The 20,803-nt window shown below is 36.2% G+C and carries 16 protein-coding genes and 1 riboswitch; of the genes, 9 read left to right on the forward strand and 7 right to left on the reverse strand.

Annotated features, from left to right (window positions below; all coding sequences use genetic code 11):
* Window positions 1–39 precede the first annotated feature (39 nt).
* The 9 genes from AAGF08_RS10210 (at window position 40) to dprA (ending at window position 8,491) form a co-directional block, all read left to right on the forward strand.
* On the forward strand, window positions 40–1,122 hold the full coding sequence (locus AAGF08_RS10210) for a hypothetical protein (protein ID WP_343511058.1): 1,083 nt from the start codon (window positions 40–42) through the stop codon (window positions 1,120–1,122).
* Between the two features lie 63 nt (window positions 1,123–1,185).
* Window positions 1,186–2,124, forward strand: a complete 939-nt coding sequence (locus AAGF08_RS10215) for a phosphoribosylaminoimidazolesuccinocarboxamide synthase (RefSeq protein ID WP_343511059.1) — start codon at window positions 1,186–1,188, stop codon at window positions 2,122–2,124.
* Window positions 2,125–2,138: 14 nt separating this feature from the next.
* On the forward strand, window positions 2,139–2,522 hold the full coding sequence (locus AAGF08_RS10220) for an STAS domain-containing protein (RefSeq protein WP_343511060.1): 384 nt from the start codon (window positions 2,139–2,141) through the stop codon (window positions 2,520–2,522).
* On the forward strand, window positions 2,519–3,448 hold the full coding sequence (locus tag AAGF08_RS10225) for a ribonuclease Z (protein WP_343511061.1): 930 nt from the start codon (window positions 2,519–2,521) through the stop codon (window positions 3,446–3,448). Before AAGF08_RS10220 ends, AAGF08_RS10225 begins: the two co-directional genes overlap by 4 nt.
* Window positions 3,445–4,236, forward strand: coding sequence for a queuosine precursor transporter (locus tag AAGF08_RS10230; RefSeq protein WP_343511062.1), 792 nt, complete (start codon window positions 3,445–3,447; stop codon window positions 4,234–4,236). The genes AAGF08_RS10225 and AAGF08_RS10230 overlap by 4 nt, the downstream gene beginning before the upstream one ends.
* 204 nt (window positions 4,237–4,440) lie before the next feature.
* Window positions 4,441–6,162: a DEAD/DEAH box helicase gene (locus tag AAGF08_RS10235; RefSeq protein ID WP_343511063.1), complete on the forward strand. Its 1,722-nt coding sequence runs from the start codon at window positions 4,441–4,443 to the stop codon at window positions 6,160–6,162.
* Between the two features lie 85 nt (window positions 6,163–6,247).
* Entirely contained in the window at window positions 6,248–6,952 is a 705-nt protein-coding gene (locus AAGF08_RS10240) for a 16S rRNA (uracil(1498)-N(3))-methyltransferase (protein WP_343511064.1), read from the forward strand.
* A gap of 86 nt (window positions 6,953–7,038) precedes the next feature.
* Entirely contained in the window at window positions 7,039–7,392 is a 354-nt protein-coding gene (locus AAGF08_RS10245; protein ID WP_343511065.1) for a MerR family transcriptional regulator, read from the forward strand.
* Window positions 7,373–8,491, forward strand: coding sequence for a DNA-processing protein DprA (gene dprA / locus AAGF08_RS10250; RefSeq protein ID WP_343511066.1), 1,119 nt, complete (start codon window positions 7,373–7,375; stop codon window positions 8,489–8,491). Before AAGF08_RS10245 ends, dprA begins: the two co-directional genes overlap by 20 nt.
* Here the strand turns inward: dprA and AAGF08_RS10255 are convergent.
* From AAGF08_RS10255 to AAGF08_RS10285, 7 genes are all read right to left on the reverse strand, one after another.
* Complete coding sequence (locus tag AAGF08_RS10255) at window positions 8,488–9,039, reverse strand: PepSY domain-containing protein (RefSeq protein WP_343511067.1); 552 nt, start codon at window positions 9,037–9,039, stop codon at window positions 8,488–8,490. The genes dprA and AAGF08_RS10255 overlap by 4 nt on opposite strands.
* Window positions 9,040–9,894, reverse strand: a complete 855-nt coding sequence (locus AAGF08_RS10260; RefSeq protein ID WP_343511068.1) for a hydroxymethylglutaryl-CoA lyase — start codon at window positions 9,892–9,894, stop codon at window positions 9,040–9,042.
* A gap of 133 nt (window positions 9,895–10,027) precedes the next feature.
* Window positions 10,028–10,981: a methylenetetrahydrofolate reductase [NAD(P)H] gene (metF, locus tag AAGF08_RS10265; protein WP_343511069.1), complete on the reverse strand. Its 954-nt coding sequence runs from the start codon at window positions 10,979–10,981 to the stop codon at window positions 10,028–10,030.
* Complete coding sequence (gene metH / locus AAGF08_RS10270) at window positions 10,978–13,656, reverse strand: methionine synthase (RefSeq protein WP_343511070.1); 2,679 nt, start codon at window positions 13,654–13,656, stop codon at window positions 10,978–10,980. Before metH ends, metF begins: the two co-directional genes overlap by 4 nt.
* Before the next feature lie 22 nt (window positions 13,657–13,678).
* A complete protein-coding gene (locus AAGF08_RS10275) occupies window positions 13,679–14,728 on the reverse strand; it encodes a homocysteine S-methyltransferase family protein (RefSeq protein ID WP_343511071.1) in 1,050 nt (349 codons plus the stop codon).
* Window positions 14,729–14,789: 61 nt separating this feature from the next.
* A riboswitch (SAM riboswitch) is annotated at window positions 14,790–14,888 on the reverse strand.
* 83 nt (window positions 14,889–14,971) lie between these two features.
* On the reverse strand, window positions 14,972–16,288 hold the full coding sequence (locus AAGF08_RS10280; protein WP_343511072.1) for a hypothetical protein: 1,317 nt from the start codon (window positions 16,286–16,288) through the stop codon (window positions 14,972–14,974).
* A 59-nt stretch (window positions 16,289–16,347) separates the two neighbouring features.
* Window positions 16,348–20,643, reverse strand: a complete 4,296-nt coding sequence (locus AAGF08_RS10285) for a PAS domain S-box protein (RefSeq protein WP_343511073.1) — start codon at window positions 20,641–20,643, stop codon at window positions 16,348–16,350.
* Window positions 20,644–20,803: the final 160 nt, after the last annotated feature.

Consider the following 20,803-nt stretch of genomic DNA (forward strand, 5'->3'; position numbering starts at 1 on the left):
CACAAGACCTACAGTCTAACGGTTTCTTGACACCAATAAATGAAAGTCTTTTTCATCCTAATAGTATCCTTTCTATCATTAAGTCCTATTTATGGGCAAGACACAGTACGGACTTATTATGGGGGTGATTTTCCGATTTTGAAAGAAATCTTTGTAAAGGTAAATGGACTTGCACAAGGGAAAGTTCAAAGGTTTGACGAGGACGGCAATCTGATCCAAATCGGAAATTTAAAGGACGATAAAAGAGATGGTTATTTTTATGATTTAAATCCATCTACGGGAGATACTACACGCATCACCCAGTTTGTAAACAATGAAAGAACCGGTCCTAGCAAAAGTTTCTATCCAAATGGACAAATCCGTCAGGAATTGACCTTCGAGTCTGATAAAATACAAGGTTTGGTCCTGACTTACTGGGGAAATGGACAACTACAAGACAGAACAGTCTTCAAAAACAATAAACCTCATGGATCGAGTGAAAAATACTTTGAAAATGGGGTCCTTGCTTCAAAAATCAATTATACTGAAGGAACTTTAGATGGAGCATATGAGGAGTTTTTTGAAGATGGAGCTCCCCATATAGTATCAAATTACCTTGATGGAGATTTAGATGGTAGAGAAACTGTTTATTTCCCCAATGGAAATATCGAGGCGATTAGAGATTTCAAAAAAGGAGAACTACATGGACTCTATGAACTTAATTATCCTAGCGGAAAAGCTCTGAGACGAGGCACTTATAAAAGAGGCCTTATCGAGGGTGAGTTAAATGTTTATTACGAAACAGGAGAGTTGAAAGAAAAAGGTCTTTTCAAAAAAGGGATTCCGTTAGAAGCATATGAGGAATATTATAAATCAGGAAAATTGAAAGCCAAAAGGACATTCGATAATCAAGGTGAAGCACTAAAAGAAATTACCTATTTCGAAAATGGTCAGGTGAATTTTGAGCTAAATTACCTCAATGGGCAACTAGAAGGTGAAACCAAAATATTCAGGGAAGATGGTTCTATTGAAGAAATCCGTCGTTATAAGAATGGAGAAATAACAGGTAAACAGGAATTCTATGATAAAGATGGAAATCTGATTCGAATTGAAGAAAATAAAAAAAGCTTTCAAAAATTATAAATTTTAGAATAGTGAGAGAAAGAAAGGCAAAGCTTTTTCTATTTTTGCCAAAACCGAATTAGTATGAGCAACGCGATAAAAGAAACTCAATTCCAATTCCCAGGTCAAATCGGGTTTTATAAAGGAAAAGTAAGAGACGTATATATTTTCGAAAAAGAACTTGTCGTAGTTGCTTCAGACAGAATTTCTGCTTTTGACGTGGTTTTACCAAAACCTATCCCGTACAAAGGACAAGTACTAAATCAGATCGCCGCCAAATTTCTTTCAGCCACATCAGACATTGTTCCTAATTGGGTGACTTCTACACCCGATCCGAATGTGACCATTGGTAAAAAATGTGAACCATTCAAGGTAGAAATGGTAATTCGAGGATACATGGCTGGTCATGCGGCTAGAGAGTATAAATTAGGAAAAAGGTCACTTTGTGGAGTGGAACTCCCCGAAAACATGCGTGAAAACGATCCTTTTCCTGAGCCAATCATTACTCCTACTACTAAGGCATCAGAAGGACATGATGAAGACATTTCCAAAGAGGCAATACTTTCACAAGGAATTGTCAGTAAGGAAGATTATGAAGTGCTTGAAAAATATACTCGTGCTCTTTTCAATAGAGGTCAAGAAATGGCTTCCGAAATGGGCTTAATTTTAGTTGACACCAAATATGAATTTGGTAAATTTGGTGATGAAATACTTCTTATAGACGAAATTCATACCCCAGATTCTTCTCGTTATTTCTATGCAGCTGGTTATGAAGAAAATCAGGAGAAAGGGCTTCCTCAAAAACAATTATCCAAAGAATTTGTAAGACAGTGGCTTATCGCAAATGGATTCCAAGGCAAGGAAGGCCAATCTGTGCCTGAAATGACTGACGAAATTGTAGAAAGCATATCTGATCGTTATATTGAGCTCTTTGAAAAAATTACAGGGGAAAAATTTCAAAAGGCCGAAACAAAACAAATTTCAAATAGAATCGAAAAAGCAATACTTGCCCACCTGGGTTAATCTTTAAAAATGATATGAAATACTCTATAGATAAAAAAGAACAATATGTTGTGTTTTCTCCGTTGGAGGAGAAAATTGACTCCTTAATTGCCCCTGCTTTAAAATCCGAGATTTTAACGATTCAAGCAGAAGGATATCCGCACATGGTCCTTGACCTAAGCGATGTTAAATATGTGGATTCCAGTGGTTTAAGCGCATTACTAGTTGGAGATAGGGAGTTTGGTCGAAATGGTGGGATTTTTATTCTTTCGGGCGTTCAAGACCATGTGATGAAGCTTTTGAAGATTTCTATGCTAGATAAAAAGCTTACTATTGTAAGTACTTTAGAAGAAGCTGGTGAAGCTATCTTTATGCATGAAATTGAAAGTGGAGAAGAAGAAGAAGAGGAGGAGGATTGATCCCAGACTTTGAAGTCACCATTCTAGGAAATACTTCCTCTATACCTGTTCATGGAAGAAATCATACCTCACAGGTAATTCGCTTTGGCCAGGAGCTTATGCTTCTGGACTGCGGCGAAGGCACTCAAATGCAACTCAGGAGGTACAAAATCAAGTCTTCCAAAATTTCAAATATTTTTATTAGTCATCTGCACGGTGATCATTATTTAGGCCTTATAGGATTGCTTTCCTCTTACAATCTGTCCAAAAGAACAAAGCCTTTAACAATTTTTGGTCCACAAGGTTTGGATGAAATTATTACAGTTAGTTTTCGCTGGAGTAATACAAAGCTTAATTACCCGCTTAGCTTTGTTCAAACAGAAACCACAGGATTAAATCTTTTGTTAGATAACCCTCAGTTTACTGTGCACAGCTTTCCCCTTAAACATCGCTTACCAACCACTGGCTTTTTGGTAAGTGAAAAATCAGGATTCCGAAATCTGGTAAAAGAAAAGCTTCTCCAAAACCCTATTTCATTGGAGGCAATTCATTCTATTAGAAGTGGGAAAGATTATGAAGAAACGGATGGGTCAATTGTTAAAGTTTCAGACTACGCTTATCCTATGCATCGCTTAAGAAAGTATGCATTTTGTTCAGACACAATTTTTGATCCGAATATTACTTCTTACATCAAAAATGTAGACTTGCTTTATCATGAATCCACTTTTATTTCAGATGATCAAGCAAGGGCGGCTGAGACTTTCCATAGTACCAGTGCTCAAGCCGGCAAAATAGCTTCCATTTCTGGAGCAAAGCGATTATTATTAGGACATTTTTCTTCCAGGTATGTAGATCTTAGTCAAATGCTTATTGAAGCTAAAGATGTATTCTCAGAAAGTATTTTAAGTGAAGAAGGACAAACCTATTCCATAACTTCCATAGAATGAATAAATCTCAAAGTTCCAGAAAAACCAATCTATTCATCATATTGGGCGGCATTTTTCTTACAAATGCGATTTTAGCCGAGATTATAGGCGTGAAAATTTTTTCAGGTGAAAAGACATTAGGATTTGAACCAGTAAACTGGACTTTTTTCGGAGAATTTGTTTTAGACTTTAATCTGACGGCAGGCGCAATAATATGGCCTATTGTTTTTATTACTACAGATATTATTAATGAATACTTCGGAAAAAAAGGAGTCCGTAAAATCAGTTTCCTGACCGCTGGCTTAATAGCCTATATATTTTTAGTCATTAGTGTTGTGGTAAGATTAGTTCCTGCAGATTTTTGGTTGGAAGTAAATGCAGAAACCCCTTCTGGAAATTTCTTTGATATTAATTACGCCTTCAATACCATCTTTCGTCAGGGAGGAGGAATTATTATTGGATCATTGACGGCATTCTTATTAGGTCAATTAATCGATGTTTATGTATTCCAAAAACTTAGAGAAGTTACCGGAGAAAAAATGATTTGGCTGAGAGCTACTGGATCTACATTTGTTTCTCAATTCATAGATTCATTCGTGGTTTTGGGTATAGCATTTTATATTTTCGGAAACTGGAGCTTAAGCCAAATTATTGCAGTTGGAATCATGAACTACATTTATAAGTTTGTAGTAGCTATTGTTTTGACTCCCCTACTCTATCTAGCACATGGATTGATAGATAAATATTTGGGAAAAGAATTAGCGGAAGAAATGATTGAAGAAGCCACAAAAGACAAGTCATTCATTTAATAACCAAATATTTTTTGTTTGAGCCCCTATATTTTCACTAGTACTTTAATAAACTTTTGAAAAGAAGTTTGATATCCAAATATTTTATTCTACTTTTGCACCGTCAATAAGACGTATAATAATTTTTCTAAGCCGTGAAATCCTTACTGTCGCTTGTCTGGGATAAACACTAGGAGTACATGGCAAGAAAAGTAAGGACACATCATGGAAAATACACTCAAGTTCTCTGACTTGGGAATTTCTAACGAAATTCTTAAGTCTGTGGAAGAGATGGGTTACACCCAACCTTCCCAAATTCAATCACAAGCTATTCCTTTCCTTTTACAGGGTAGAGATGTCATAGGACAGGCTCAAACTGGAACTGGTAAAACTGCAGCTTTCGCGATCCCTATCATTGATATGGTAGATCCGGAATTAAATCACCCTCAAGCAATCATTCTTTGTCCAACACGTGAACTAGCAGTACAGGTGGAAGGTGAAATACAAAAGCTTGCAAAATTCCACAGAAGAATTAATTCAGTTGCCATTTATGGAGGTGAATCAATCGACAAACAAATAAGAACGCTTAGAAGAGGAGTTCAAATTGTAGTTGGAACTCCAGGCCGGGTTCAAGATCACATCAACCGTGGGACTTTGAAATTGGAGAATGCTGGAATCATCATTTTGGATGAGGCGGATGAAATGTTAGACATGGGCTTCAGGGATGATATCGAGACGATTTTACAGGAGATGCCGGAAGAAAGACAGACAATTTTCTTCTCTGCAACTATGGCAAAGCCTATCCTTGATCTGACAAGAAAGTATCAAAACAACCCTGAAATAATCAAGGTTGCAAAGAAAGAATTAACGGTAGATAGAATCGAGCAGGTTTACTATGAGGTGAAGTCTTCATTAAAGCTTGAATTGATGGCCCGTTTAATGACTGTAAATAATTATGCGTTGAGCGTAGTTTTCTGTAATACAAAGCGTATGACAGATGAGGTAACAGAAACATTGGGTTCTAAAGGAATTCTTGCCGAGGCATTACACGGAGATCTTTCGCAAGCACAGCGTGATAAAGTAATGGGCAAGTTCAGAAAAGGTCTTTGTACTGTACTAGTTGCAACAGATGTAGCTGCGAGAGGAATTGATGTAGATAATGTAGAAGCGGTATTCAACTACGACCTACCTTTAGATGAGGAGTATTATGTACACCGAATCGGAAGAACGGGACGAGCAGGAAAATCAGGAACTGCTATCAACTTTGTTTCTGGAAGAAGAGATGCAATGAAAGTTCGTGACCTGGAGCGTTTCACCAAGGCCTCTATTAATAAGATGACTCCTCCATCCGTTTCAGAATTGATCGAATTGAAAAAAGTTCAGTTCGCTAAGGATGTTCACAGAGTATTAAGCAAGGAAGAAGACAATCAGATTTTTGAAGCTACCATAGGTCAATTACTGACAGAAGGTTTATCAATCGAGCAGATTGCTCTAGGTTTGATGAAACTTCACATGGGAGATGCTGTCAAGGAAATGAGAGATAAAGACTTCAGCTTGGATTCTTATGGAGACAGAAGAAGAGAAGGAGGAAGAGAAAGATTCAGCAGAGGTGAGAGAGGTTCAAGTGATCGATCAGGCCGAGGAGAAAGAGGTGGAAGAAGAGAAGGTGCACGTGAAGGAGGAAGAAGACCTGACAGAGTAAGAGAAGCTAATATGGCTCGTTTATTCATCAACCTTGGTAAAAGAGATAGAATAAGACCTAACGATATTGTAGGTGCAATTGCTGGAGAAGCAGGCGTACCAGGAAGATCTATTGGAGGGATTGATATCTATGACAACTTCTCATTTGTAGATGTTCCACAAAAAGATGCTGATCATGTCATCAAAGTCATGAAGCACAATACTATCAAGGGGAAAACCGTTAACATGGAGATCTCTAAAGGTTAATTTGATTAAAAGGTTTTTTTGGTTAAAGCACATTTCTTCATAGGAATGTGCTTTTTTTATATAGACTAGTTTTTAATTTTGACTTATGCAGCTATTCTTTCAGGAAAACATTACCCCTCCTTTGATTAAACTAGAACCAGATGAATCCAAGCATCTTACCCGTGTTCTTCGAAAAAAACAAGGAGATCCTGTTTCAATTACGAATGGTAAAGGAGAACTTTTTGAATGTGTGATTTTAGAAGCTGATCAGAAAAAAACAATACTTAAGGTCCTTCATTCAGCTACAGTTCCAAAGGACACCTTCCACATTCACTTAGCGATTGCTCCCACTAAAAGCCCAGATAGAATGGAATGGATGGTAGAGAAAATAACAGAAATCGGCTTTCATGAATTGACTCTTTTGGAGACCATGAATTCCGAAAGAAGTTTTTTAAAAACAGACCGTTTGGAAAAAAAGATAATTTCCGCCTGTAAACAGAGCTTAAAATTCAGGATTCCAGAACTTAATCCAATCCAGAAACTGGAGAACTTGATAGGGTCAAAGAAATATGATGATTTTGAAAAATTTATCGCATATGTAGATGAAAATCATGATCATCATTTGATGGACTTAGCGAAGCCTAATGGAAACTATCTCGTTCTAATTGGCCCTGAAGGAGATTTTGATCCAAAGGAAATAGAAGAAGCAATAGCCAGGGGTTTCAACCCAATATCCCTTGGAAAGAGCAGACTAAGAACAGAAACAGCAGGGCTGACAGCAGTACAGATTCTTCAAGTACTAAATCGATAATTTTTCCGTTTTTTTTTCAAACCTTAAATTGATCCTAGAACATTATTGATCAATTTGATTAATTTAGTGTCAAACAAATTTTTACTGTGCCATACAAGGAGCGAGAAATAGAGAAGAAATATTATTCTATTGGTGAAGTTGCCCAAATGTTCAAGGTTGCCCCTTCACTGATACGCTATTGGGAAGGTGAATTTGAAATCATCAATCCGAAAAAGGATAAAAAAGGAAATCGTCGCTACGTTAAAGATGATATTCAAAAAATCAAGTACATCTATCATTTAGTAAAAGAAAAAGGATACACACTTCAAGGTGCTCAGGAAGTTCTGAAATCTGGCAAAGAGCAAGGTTTTGACAAAGTAGCAGCCATTCAAAAGCTTCAGGAAATCAAAGATTTTTTAATAAATATCAGGGACGAATTCAATGCAAAATCCAACTCATGATGAGCTTCGTTATTTTATAGCCCTCTGGTTGGCTCCTAAAATTGGACCAGGAATAATTAAAGCAATTATTGCTTATTCAGGCTCTCCCAAGCGTTTTTTTGAACTCACGAAGGGGAAAGCCGCGAAAACTCCAAGAGTGGGTGCAAAACTTCTGGAGATCAGAAACCAAGAAATAAATTTGCTCAAAAAAGCTGATGAATTAATTAATCTATGCGAAATCAAAGGTTATACTATTCTTACTTCAATCCATCCCGCCTTCCCAAAAAGATTTAAATTCCAAGAAGATAGTCCCGCTTTACTTTTCACCCAAGGAAATGCGGATTTTAATATGGAAAGGTCTGTGGGAATAGTTGGAACAAGAAGCGCCACAACTTATGGGAAATCCACTACCAGAAAAATTGTGGAAGATTTAGCAATCTATCAACCTACCATAATTTCAGGATTGGCATACGGAATTGACATAGAGGCACATCGAGCAGCTCTTCAGATGGACTTACCAACTTTAGCAATTATGGGTTCGCCTATTGGTCAAATTTATCCTTCAATTCATAGAAACACTGCCGAATCCATAAAAGGAAATGGAGCACTATTAAGTGAATACCCACCGGGAAGCAGTATGAATCCTGGCAATTTTCCAGCAAGAAATCGAATTATTGCAGCACTATCTGACGCTTTAATCGTAGTGGAAGCTGCAGAAAAAGGGGGTGCTTTAATTACTGCTGAAATAGCCTTTTCCTATGATAAAGAAGTTTTTGCTGTACCTGGAAACCTGCAGTCACCTTATAGTGAAGGATGTAATAAGTTAATTAGAAGCATGAAGGCGAATATTTATACTGGCCCAAACGATATTGCGGAAGCTTTATTCTGGAGTAAACCCGGAGAAGTTAAAATCAAAAAGCCAATAATCAATTTAGAAATTAGAGACCAAGAGGATAAATCCATTTTAACCTTGTTATTGGAAAAAGGAGAAGCAGAAATCGACCAAATTAGCATTCTAACTGAAATTCCACTTGGAATTCTCTCCTCAAAACTGCTTTCATTAGAGTTCGAAGGAATTATCAAATCTCTTCCAGGGAAAAAATATAGACTATTAAATTAAGGTTGCTTTAATTTTCGAATCCTCTTTGGAAAATACCATAAGTAAAATCCACTGATACTCATTAAAATCAACCCCAAAGATGTCAAGGTTGAATAAGTAAGTTTTACTCCCTCGCCTCCTGTCCAATAATAATCGACAATACTACCATCATGGACTTTTTCAATCCAGTCCGAATGTCGAGTGTCCACAGATAGCAGGGCTCCTGAAAATCCATCTACCTGAACTTCTGAAAAATGAGTTTTGAAAGTAACTTTTGCAATTCCCTTATCCGGTCTAATGTCAATTCGATCTACCTCTGTTGATTCTCCTAAACTATCCATCACAGATTGGGCCACGGATATCATCTCTGCCGGTGAAATCCAGTCTTTTTTGATTTCAGATTGTGATTTAATAGTTGGAGGTAAAAGCTCTACTTTCTTTTTCCAGGCTAAAAGAATAGAAGTTATCCCAATTATGAAAAAGAAAATAATCAAAGGGATGCCGAGCCATCGGTGAAAAACACGATAAAGCCGTAGTGCTTTTACTTTTGATTTTATTTGTTTTGACATTTAAATCTCTGAAAAAACGTATTGCGTTAATTTCATGGCTTCTTTTAGCTCTTGTTTATTTATGTCTAAATCATGACCAGCAGATTCTAGCGTCTGTATTATTACTTCTGTAGCCATGTTTCCTACAAGTTCGTTTTTTGCCATAGGGCAACCTCCAAAACCACTCAAAGCTCCATCAAATCTAGTACATCCCCCTTTTAATCCTGCAAGTACCTTTTCTTCTATTGTTTCCTTTGTGCTATGTAGATGAGCTCCAAACTCAATGTGAGGAAAAGCCTGAATTTGAACTTGAAATAATTTAGTAATCAATTCAGGGCTTGACACACCAATTGTATCAGAAAGAGAAATGATTTTAACTCCTAATTCATCCAATTTTTCAACAAAGTTCGCAATTATCTCAGGAGAATATTCTTCTCCGTAAGGATTACCAAATCCCATGCTTAAATAGGTTACCAAGGATTTACCTTTTACCTCACAAAGGATTTGGATTTCCTCCAACTCAACTAGTGCTTCTGAGATGGTTTTATTTGTATTTCTTTTTTGGAAAGTTTCTGAAACAGAAAGCGGGAATCCCAAGTAATCAATTTCCGGAAAATTGCAGGCATCCTCAGCTCCTCTTAGATTTGCAACGATAGCAAGAAGTTTTGACTTGGAGTGATGAAGGTCTAACAAACTCAAAACCTCTTCGGTATCTTTCATTTGAGGGATTGCTTTTGGACTTACAAAACTCCCAAAATCGATTGTATCAAAACCGACTTCCAACAATTGATTGATATAAGCAGCCTTAATAGCAGTATCAATAAAATGGGGAATACCCTGCATTGCATCTCTAGGACATTCAATCAATTTAATCATGGTCAAATTTACTAAAGATAAGTTAGGCAGACATTGAAAATTATTTAAATGTGTGGTTTATATATTTAAGTTACCTCACAAAAAAACCCACCTTGAACAGGAGGGTTTCTTCATTTTATAGCGTCAAAGATTTTTAGAATACTTCTTTTGCGATAGCATAAGTTGTGCTGGCCTTGCTCATTGTATAGAAATGAAGAGAGGGAACATTCGCCTTAATCAATTCTCTACATTGATTAATAGACCATTCAATTCCTACCTCTCTAACTTCAGAATTCGTCTTACATTTTTCTAATTCATCCATCAAAGCGTCTGGTAAATCCAAAAAGAATGTTCTTGGCAACATTGTAATTTGACCAATAGTAGTTATGGGTTTTATCCCAGGAATTATAGGTACCGTAATACCAGTTTTTCGAACCTGTTCTACAAAATCAAAATATTTTTGATTATCAAAAAACATTTGTGTGACAATATATTCAGCTCCTTTTTCAACTTTTTCTTTCAAACGTTTTAAATCAAATTTCATGGAAGGAGCTTCAAAATGTTTCTCTGGATAGCCCGCTACTCCAATACAAAAATCTGTATGAAAGCTGGCTTCTGTTTCCTCATGTAGGTATTTCCCGTTATTCATCCGAACAATCTGCTCAACCAACTCACTCGCATAGTTATGTCCATTTGGCTCAGGAATGAACTTACCTTCGGTTTTTGGAGCATCCCCGCGCAGTGCCAGCACATTTTCAACCCCAATAAAATTCAAATCTATCAGTGCATTTTCTGTTTCTTCCTGAGTAAATCCCCCACAAAGTAAATGTGGAACTGCATCGATATGGAATCTATTCATTATAGCAGCACAAATCCCAACTGTTCCCGGACGTTTTTTGGTGCTGATTCTTTCAAGTAATCCATTTGGATGTTTCTTATAAATATATTCCTCTCTATGGTAGGTCACATCTACAAAAGGCGGCTTAAACTCCATTAATGGCTCAATACCTTCTAAAAGTTGCTTTAAACTTTGACCTTTTAAAGGAGGTAAAATTTCATATGAAAAAAGCGTTTCATTCGCGTTTTTCAAGTGTTCAGTTATTTTCATATAGGTTGAGAAGCAAGATTAAGTTTGGGCTGATAAGCTAAATTAGGAGAAAGCAATTTCTCTGCTTCTTTGAGAGAAATCCCTTTTCTCTCAGCATAATTTGCAACTTGGTCTTCACCAATTTTGCCCAATCCAAAATACTTGCTATTTGGATTAGCAAAATAAAATCCAGAAACAGATGATGTCGGGTACATCGCAAAACTTGAGGTGAGCTCAATTCCAATATTTTTTTCCATGTCTAGCAATCTTGAAATTTCAACCTTTTCGGAATGCTCTGGACATGCAGGGTAACCTGGGGCAGGTCTGATCCCCAAATATTCCTCACGGATTAATGCATCATTTGACAATGCTTCCTGATTGGAATAACCCCAATATTCTTTTCTGACCAATTCATGTACATACTCAGCCGCCGCCTCGGCCAATCTATCTGCGAGGGCTTTAAAAAGAATATCATTGTAATCATCTCCCGCATTTTGAAATTCGGCAAGTTTAGTTTCCATACCTGTACCTGCAGTTACCGCAAAACATCCCAAATAATCGATTTGATCAGGATGAATATAATCTGCTAAAGAGCGATTTGGTACTCCCTTCCCCTTTTTACCTTGCTGTCGAAGGAAATGAAACTCCCCTATTTGTGCTCCGGATTGATCTAAAACTTTTGCATCATCTTCCACTCTCATTACAGGATAAATCCCAAAAACTGCATTTGCAGAAAGCCATTTCTCTTTAATTAAGCTGTCTAACATCTGATTTGCATCGTCAAATAACTTTTTAGCTTCCAACCCAACAATTGGGTCTTCCAAAATCTTTGGATACCTACCACTCAGCATCCAGGTGCTAAAAAATGGAGTCCAGTCAATATATTTTCTTAAAACACTTAAATCAAGGTTTTCTAAAACGGTATTTCCTAATTTCTTTGGTTTATTTGGATTGAAATTTTCCCAATCAATAACTACAGGGTTAGCCTTTGCCTCTTCATAGGAAACCAGCTGCTTCAAAGATTGCTTTGATTCATGTTCCACTCTCAATTGAGCATAAGTTTCTTTTATCTTTAATCTATATGACTCTTTCGTTTCCTCTGAAATTGCTTCTCCTGCAATAGGGACAGACTTACTCGCATCAGTGACGTGAACAACCGTACCGCTGTAAACTGGATCAATTTTAACAGCAGTATGAATTCTAGAAGTAGTTGCTCCGCCAATTAAAAGAGGAATTTTCAAACCTTGTCTTTCCATTTCTGATGCAACGTTGACCATCTCATCTAGGGAAGGGGTAATTAATCCACTTAAACCAATGATGTCTACTTTGTTTTTAATGGCTTCATCAATAATTTTTTGTGCATCTACCATCACACCCAAATCAATAATCTGATAGCTATTACAGGCCAAAACAACCCCAACGATATTTTTTCCAATATCATGAACGTCTCCCTTGACTGTTGCCATAAGGATTTTTTTAAGGGAACTTTCCTCTTGGCCTTTCTCAGGTAAAGGCATAAATGGTTCTAGATAGGCTACGGCCTTTTTCATTACCCTAGCCGATTTTACAACCTGAGGAAGGAACATCTTACCTTCTCCGAATAGATCGCCTACCACATTCATCCCATCCATCAAAGGCCCTTCTATTACCTTCAAAGGATTTTGAAGTTCTTGTCTAGCAGCTTCCGTATCTTCGATTATGAAATCTAAAATACCTTTAATCAAAGCATGCTCTATCCTTTTTGAAACAGGGTCTGATCTCCATGCTTCATTAACTATTTCTTTTTTACCAGAAGACTTAACTGTTTCAGCAAAGTCCAAAAGTTGCTCGGTAGCATCCTCTTTTCTATCAAAGAGGACATCTTCTACCTTTTCAAGTAGGTCTTTTGGGATATCATCATAAACTTCCAACATAGTAGGGTTAACTATCCCCATATCCATTCCATGATGAATTGCATGATATAAAAAAGCTGCATGCATAGCTTCTCTAACGGGATTATTCCCTCGAAAAGAGAAACTCACATTACTCACTCCACCACTCACTTTCGCTCCTGGAAGATTTTCTTTGATCCATTTAGTAGCTAAAAAGAAATCCAAAGCATTTTTCTTATGCTCATCCATTCCAGTAGCAACAGGGAAAATATTGGGATCAAAAATTATATCCTGAGGATTGAATTTAACCCTGTCAACCAATATCCTATAGCTTCTTTCACAAATTTCAATTCTCCTCTCGTAAGTATCTGCCTGACCATTTTCATCAAAAGCCATTACAACAACCGCTGCGCCAAACTTTTTGATCGTTTTTGCCTGAGCAATGAATTCCTCTTCTCCATTTTTCAAGGAAATAGAATTTACAATTCCTTTACCTTGGATACATTTCAAACCCGCCAAAATAATTGACCATTTTGAGCTGTCAATCATGATGGGGATTCTGCTTATTTCAGGTTCAGAAGCTATTAAGTTTAAAAATTTAACCATAGCAAACTCCCCATCAAGCATGCCTTCATCCATACAGACATCCAAAATTTGTGCTCCTCCTCTTACTTGATCAAGAGCAACTTCAAGGGCCTCGTCGTATTGCCCATTAAGTATTAATCTTGCAAATCTCTTTGAGCCGGTTACATTGGTTCTCTCTCCGATGTTTACAAAATTGATTTCCGGAGTTAAAACCAAAGGTTCTAGTCCAGATAATTTCATGTATTGTTTAGTACCCTTCACCTCAGTCTAATGTTTCTTCTATTTCTTCTTCTATTTTTCTTGGCTTGTAGCCATCAGATAATTGCGCCAAAGCAGCAATATGTTCTGGTGTCGTCCCACAGCATCCTCCAAGAATATTTAGCAATCCTTCTTTTAAAAAGTCTTTTATCTGATTTGCCATTTCATCAGCTCCCTGATCATAAGTACCAAACTCGTTGGGAAGTCCGGCGTTCGGGTATGCACTTACATAAAAAGGAGATTTTTTAGCTAAAACTTTTAAATATGGTCTTAATTCCTTAGCTCCTAAAGCACAATTTAAACCTACCGAAAGAAGCGGGACATGAGAAATAGAAATTAGAAATGCCTCGGTCGTTTGACCAGAAAGTGTTCTTCCCGAGGCATCCGTAATCGTTCCCGAAACCATGATTGGAATTCCCCCTTCTCTTGGATCCAAAGGAAGTCCACGCTCCTCAAAAACATCCTGAATAGCATAAAGGGCGGCTTTCGCATTCAGTGTATCAAAGATAGTTTCTACCAATAAAATATCAGAGCCTCCATCCAGCAATCCTCTCACTTGCTCAGCATAGGCCGTGGCCAATTGATCAAAAGTAATTGCTCTATAACCAGGGTCATTGACATCAGGAGAAAGTGATGCTGTTCTGTTAGTTGGACCTATTGCGCCAGCCACAAATCTTGGTTTATCAGGATTTTTGACAGAAAATTCATCTGCAATTTCACGGGCTATTTTTGCTGACTGGAAATTGATTGAATAAGCCAAATGGGCCAACCCGTAATCTTCCTGCGCAATTGAAGTTCCTGAAAACGTATTGGTTTCAATAATATCGGCTCCAGCCGTCATATAATCAGCATGTATTGCTTTAATGACATCTGGACGGCTAAGAGATAATAAATCATTATTACCCTTTAGCGATTTAGGATGGTTCTTTAATTCAGGAGTTCTAAAATCTTCTTCTACAAGAGAATAACGTTGGATCATTGTACCCATGGCACCATCCAAAATTAAAATCCTTTTAGAAATTTGCTGAAGTAATAGTTCGGTTCTGTTTTGCATTTTAGTTTATTCTTCAAAAAGCTAATCGAGCAAAACACGGAAAAAAGTACCAGGACTCTTCCGCTCATCTATTTCCGCAATTTCGGAATGGGAATTAGCACCTTGATGACAGGTTGCTAAGACGTCGTAGGGCCCTTCCCTCAGTCTTTCTCGATAAGCTGACCAAAGGTAATATCATTTTGCTAATAAAACAGGCTACTTGATCAATTTTGATGACCAGTTTCCCAATATTATTACAAAATATTAAGGTCTTACCCCAACTCCAAAACTCAAATACGGTGCTGACATGTATGAAGACATACTATAATCTCCAAGTTTATAATTGGCTAGAGGTAATTCATATCCAAAAGAAGTATTTAATACAAGATCAAAAAGATTCCTTTGCCCGATGGGAATTCCATACTCTACAAAAATCTCAGGTTTAGCCATTAGCCCACTATTTTTTAAATAACCATCAAAAGCTCTTTGCTCAAATAATTCTGGGAAATTAGGCTTTCCTTTTTGAGTGAGTGTATACCGTATATTTCCATATCCTAAACCAGCCAATCCACCGATGGCAATATTTTTAAATTGAATGATTTTCATCCCTAGGTTTCCATAAACCCTTAAACTATTTAATGAATGATTTCGAAGGTTATTTGCCTCTCCGCTCATAGCTAGATTAAAAACATCAGCACCATAAAGTAGATCTCCACTTTCTCCAAGAATTCTTAATCCCAAATTTGAAGGAGAACCATCAAAAGGATTTAGGCCTGCACTCTCTAACTTTTCATTAAAACCATTCGGACTGGTAAAATGTATTCCATTCAACAAGTAAAAACCTATACTCGCATCTTTATAAAAGAAATTTCTATCCGGTAAAGTCAAACCTGCCCCAACCCTGATAAATGCTCCGCTTTGGGCATTTTCAAAAGAAAGCTCATTCAAGTTCCATTTCCCTTCAAACGGACTAAAAGCGTATCCCAACTTCAATAATACTTCAAGTGCTTCTTCCCTTCCCGGTAAGTCAAAATCATAACTTAATTGGAAGCCCGTTTCTGTTAAAAAATTACCGTAGTACTGGCTCCCTTTTTGAATATCTTGCTTCCTCAAAATGAATCCCTGTGAAGGATTAGATAAAAACTCCTCTAAGTTTTGACTTGAGTTTTGAGGTAACATTTGAAAATTCAAAAAACCTGCCCCAATAGACATATAATGAATTAATTGAAACTTTGACTCCTCAATAAAAGCATACCCAATATTTAATAGAGCCCTCGAGGTTCTATAATTGATCTTAAAGTCATCAAATTCACTTTTCATACCCCGGTTATGATAAAGCTCCATACCAATGACAAAGTCATTGTATCTAGCTTGATAGCCTAAACCTACCGTATGATATTTATTTCTGAGGCCTGTCAATCCTCTATCCTCCAACAATTGATCAAACTGTCTTAGTTTTGCTCCTGAAGTTCCTGCCATTACATAAAAAGAAGATCGTTTGGTAACAATACTCTGAGCAGAAACCTTACAGGAAAGACCTGTAATCAGAATAAAGAGAAAAAGACGCGAAAAAAGGGGCATGAAGTTACTCTGTTTGAAGTCGACACTCTGGTCTTGTTCTTTTATAGGCAAAATTAATGCTAAATAGAATTTTCTGGATTATCTTTTCTATTTAGTTGCTGAATTAATTTTCCGTAGAGCACATCAGGATTAAAGGGTTTTGGGATGAAATCATTAAACCCGATGTCGGTCATCTCATTTTTCACTTCATTTAAAGAGGTAGCAGTTAAAGCTAATATTGGGACGTTTCTTTTTTCTTTATTCGAATGACAACGAATAGCCTTTGCAGTAGAAAAACCATCCAAAACTGGCATTTGAAGGTCTAATAAAACCAAATTAAAATCTCCTTTATCAAATTCCTTTAAAGCCTGTTTCCCATCCGAGGCAATAACCAAATTCCCAACATTCCATTTATTAAGGAATTTTTGAATAAGAATCTGGTTGACATAATTATCTTCTGCAACTAATATTGAAGCATTGGTCAAGGATTTAACAGTACTGATTGAAACATCTTTCGACTTGGTTTTAGAGAACTCATCAATTTTAAATCTCGCTGAAAATTTAAAAATACTGCCTTTACCCTCCTCTGAACTTACGGAAATTTCACCACCAAAAAGGGCAACAAGCCTTTTTACAATCGCTAATCCCAATCCCGTACCTCCATACTTTCTTGTGGTAGAAGTTGATGCCTGGGTAAACGCTTCAAAAATAGTCTCAATTTTGTCAGCCGGAATCCCGATCCCAGTATCCTCCACAGCAAACTCTATTAGAGTACTATCTGATTCTCGAACTAGCTCTTTCAAATCAATTTTTACATATCCATTTTCAGTGAATTTGATAGCATTAGATATTAGATTATTAATTATTTGACCAAGTCTAACAGGGTCTCCAATAACTTGACTTGGTATCTTCGGGTCTATGCTGAACTTTATTTTAATCAGCTTTTCATTCGCATGAAAACTGTGAGAGTGAACAATTCTTGAGATCACATTTTGCAAATCAAAAGGAACCAATTCCAGCTCAACCTTTCCAGAGTCTATTTTGCTGAAATCCAAAATATCATTGATCAGAGCCATTAAATTCTCTGCTGAAAACTGAAGGGTTTTTAAATTTTCTAATTGATCAGGTCTTGGGTTACCTTCGACAAGCAAATGGGAAAGCCCAATAACTGCATTCATAGGAGTCCTGATTTCGTGACTCATAATTGAAAGGAATTGGGACTTGATCAAAGATGCTTGTTCCGCATTTTCTTTTGCTTTAAGCAATTCCCTTTGAGCCTCTTTTAATCTTGAAATATCACGAGCGATTCCAGTATAATATTTTGACTCACTGTTTTTATCCTGAATCAATTTTCCATTGGAATTAAAAACTTTATACTCTCCATTTTTATGAAGTAATCTAAATTCCAAAAACTGATTTTGAGCAAGGAAATTATCTGTAGAATCCAACATTTTTTGAAATTCACCCATATCATCTGGATTTAAAAAGTCAAAAATACTCCTTCCTATTACATCCTCTGTTTTATAACCAAGGTACTGATAAACGTTTGGAGAGACATACCTCAGTACAAACGTCTCAGTCAATGAAAAAATAATTTCGGTAGACTCTTCCACTAAAGTCCTGTATTTTTCTTCAGATTGAATAAGATCGATTTTTGCTTGGTGTTCATCAGTAATATCCCTAATGATACTAAGTACAAACTCAACCTGACCTTTTATTATGATCGGTCTAAATGTTCTTGAATAATATCTTCCCTTTATCGGAAACTCTGATTCAATAATTTCCCTATCATAATAAACTCGATCTAGTAGAGCACTTACTTCTTCATAGGGTGTCAGGTGAATTTCCCATAAAAACTTTCCCTCAAAATCTTCACGCGTGATACCCCAATGGTCAAAATTAGTCCCTTCAGCAACGATATATTTACGCTCTTTATCCAAAAGAAAAATATTGGTACCAGGAATATTTGAAGCTAAGAGTCTATACTGTCTATCCCTTTCTTCACTAATCCTCTCAAGGTTCTTCCTGTCGTTAATATCTTGGAGAATTCCTTCATGAAGATAAATCTTACCAGTTTCATCTAACACTTCTCGGGTTTGATCTTCTACCCAAATGTATTGGCCATCTGATTTCTGCAATCTATAAGATCCAGAAAATGACTTTATGCCTTTACTTGTTTTTGTGGTATAAGCTTTTTCTCTTATTCTCCTGGCATCTTCAGGATATAATAAATCTAGAATTGATTTCTTTGAATCAATTAACTCTTTTGAATTATATCCGAATCGATTAATATTTTCTGAGATGTATACTATTCGAAAATCATTATTCGGATCTACCCGAAATAAAATTGTGGGACTATTTTCTACAATTATTTTAGCCCTATTTGCCAGTTTCTCGGTTTCGTACTTTTCGGAAAGATTTCTTAGCACGAAGGAAAAACCGATTTTTTCATTTTTTTCAGAAAGAATTGTTTGAACAGATAACTCAAAAGGTTCTTTTTCTTTATCGCCAATTTTAATGTAAATCTCCTTTTTCCAAACTGATGAATCACCTTGGATAGAAATAAAATTTTCAAGACTTCTATCAGAGTCATAAAATTCAAAATAGTTGTATAAGCTCCCGATTAATGGTTCATTTTCTCGGGCTCCACATAGCTTTTTCGCAGCCTCGTTGACATAAATGAGATTTAAATCAAGTCCAGTAACTACAATAGGATCGTTAACCTGCGTCAAAATTTGAGATTGTAATAACAGGTACTCTTCGGATGCTCTTTTTTCTGTGATGTCAGTACAAAACCCGAAAACTTCTACACTTTGATTAAAGAAATGATGTCTAGCATCAATTTCATAACTTACAATTACATCACTTTTTTCTGGTGAAAGCATTCTAAATTCTCCCGATGTAGGACTTCGTAACTCAATAGTCTCTCGTAAGTTTTTAATAAAGCTTTTTCGATATGCCTTCTGGATGTTATAAATTAATGTTGAAAACCTCGCATAAGTTGGTTTATCCCCTAAACCGAACATTCGTGCCAACCCTCCTGAAAAATGAAAACTATTCCTAGTTGGGCTATATCTCCAAGATCCTGACCTTGCTAATAATTCGGTGGTTGCAAGTAAATTCTCATTTCTCTCGATTCTTTGAAGCATTTGACCGCCCTGATATGCAGCAAACAAAATATCCCCCAGTTGCCTTAAAATTTGAAGTTCACTTTCATCAGAAATTATATCTTCATCCTCGAGCTCAACCAACAAAACACCTTTCAATCGAAGAGAAGAAATCATTGGGATCAGTATAATTGATTTTTCTTTGGATGATTTAATCAATTTAACTTTTCCGAAATTTGGGGAACTAGGTATTTTTTCGATAATACCATCCAAATCGGTAAGATCAAGAGTTTGAGTATTCTCTCCCTTTGGGTTTTGCCATTCCGTTAAAATCTCAAACTTCTTATTTTCCAGATTTCGAAGTATAACCTTAGAGCAATTTGCATTTAGTGAAGTACTTAGAATAGTAAGGACATCTGTAAAATTCTTATTTAAATCTTTTAAATTCTCATTAATAAGATGGTGAGAAATTTTATTAATTATATTTTCAAATTCTAATCGTTTTTGAAGAGAAAAATCCGATTGGATATATTCTGTTATATCTCTTGCGCTAAATAGAATTCCTTTGATATAGGGATGATTTCGTAGATTTTTAGCATAGCTTTCAATGTATATTTTCTTACCACCCTCTCTATGAACCCAGAAATCAATATTTACCTCATCCTCCGATTCGAATACACTTTCAAAGCTACCTTTGACTAATTCTATTATTCCAGCGTCAATAAACTGTTTAAAATTTTTACCGATTATGTCTTCAACCTTAAATCCTAATTTATTACCTACGTTTGGGCCAATAAATTTATAATTCCCTTCAACATCCAAAATTGAAATCAAATCATGGGTGTTATTCAGGATACTTTCTAAATATCGAAGATTAAAAGATTCACTTTCCAAAGCTTCAGCTTTAGGATTACGAAGCATAGATTCAGTATAGAACTTTGTTCGAACCCCTTTTAAAATTAAAAATCGATCCTGATAGCTTGAAGGTAGCGGAACAAAGCTCCACTCAAACAAAACATATTCGGATGACTTCGATTGCAGCGATTTAAAAAATGTAAAAGGCTCTAATTCTTTACCCTGAAAATATTGCGCTATCTCTTTAATTACATCAGGATATTGAATGAATTTCCTCCAGTCTTCTTCAAGAAAATTAAAGTTTGATTTAAAATAAGCATTGAAAAAAATTATTTCTTCAGAATCGATCATAAATAGCGGTTCGCTCATTTGGTCGAAAAAATCCGAAATATCAAATTGTTGGAACATTGTCATACCTTAATCACTTTAGTTATTCTAAAGTCATTTCATTAAAGTTATTAAATGATTCATAATATGGCTAAAAGTAAACTAACTTTCCAATAGGCCTTTCCATTATTTAATTATCTCTAAATATTCTCTAAGCAGAAATTCTGTTTTCGGGAGAATCAAGAAA

The organism is Algoriphagus sp. SE2, from assembly GCF_039563885.1.
GTDB lineage: Bacteria > Bacteroidota > Bacteroidia > Cytophagales > Cyclobacteriaceae > Algoriphagus.

Bases quoted from the DNA above. Each gene is read 5' to 3' on its own strand.
- AAGF08_RS10210 (WP_343511058.1), top strand. From the start codon at position 40: ATGAAAGTCTTTTTCATCCTAATAGTATCCTTTCTATCATTAAGTCCT.
- AAGF08_RS10215 (WP_343511059.1), top strand. From the start codon at position 1,186: ATGAGCAACGCGATAAAAGAAACTCAATTCCAATTCCCAGGTCAAATC.
- AAGF08_RS10220 (WP_343511060.1), top strand. From the start codon at position 2,139: ATGAAATACTCTATAGATAAAAAAGAACAATATGTTGTGTTTTCTCCG.
- AAGF08_RS10230 (WP_343511062.1), top strand. From the start codon at position 3,445: ATGAATAAATCTCAAAGTTCCAGAAAAACCAATCTATTCATCATATTG.
- AAGF08_RS10235 (WP_343511063.1), top strand. From the start codon at position 4,441: ATGGAAAATACACTCAAGTTCTCTGACTTGGGAATTTCTAACGAAATT.
- AAGF08_RS10240 (WP_343511064.1), top strand. From the start codon at position 6,248: ATGCAGCTATTCTTTCAGGAAAACATTACCCCTCCTTTGATTAAACTA.
- dprA (WP_343511066.1), top strand. From the start codon at position 7,373: ATGCAAAATCCAACTCATGATGAGCTTCGTTATTTTATAGCCCTCTGG.
- AAGF08_RS10255 (WP_343511067.1), bottom strand. From the start codon at position 9,039: ATGTCAAAACAAATAAAATCAAAAGTAAAAGCACTACGGCTTTATCGT.
- AAGF08_RS10260 (WP_343511068.1), bottom strand. From the start codon at position 9,894: ATGATTAAATTGATTGAATGTCCTAGAGATGCAATGCAGGGTATTCCC.
- metF (WP_343511069.1), bottom strand. From the start codon at position 10,981: ATGAAAATAACTGAACACTTGAAAAACGCGAATGAAACGCTTTTTTCA.
- metH (WP_343511070.1), bottom strand. From the start codon at position 13,656: ATGAAATTATCTGGACTAGAACCTTTGGTTTTAACTCCGGAAATCAAT.
- AAGF08_RS10275 (WP_343511071.1), bottom strand. From the start codon at position 14,728: ATGCAAAACAGAACCGAACTATTACTTCAGCAAATTTCTAAAAGGATT.
- AAGF08_RS10280 (WP_343511072.1), bottom strand. From the start codon at position 16,288: ATGCCCCTTTTTTCGCGTCTTTTTCTCTTTATTCTGATTACAGGTCTT.
- AAGF08_RS10285 (WP_343511073.1), bottom strand. From the start codon at position 20,643: ATGACAATGTTCCAACAATTTGATATTTCGGATTTTTTCGACCAAATG.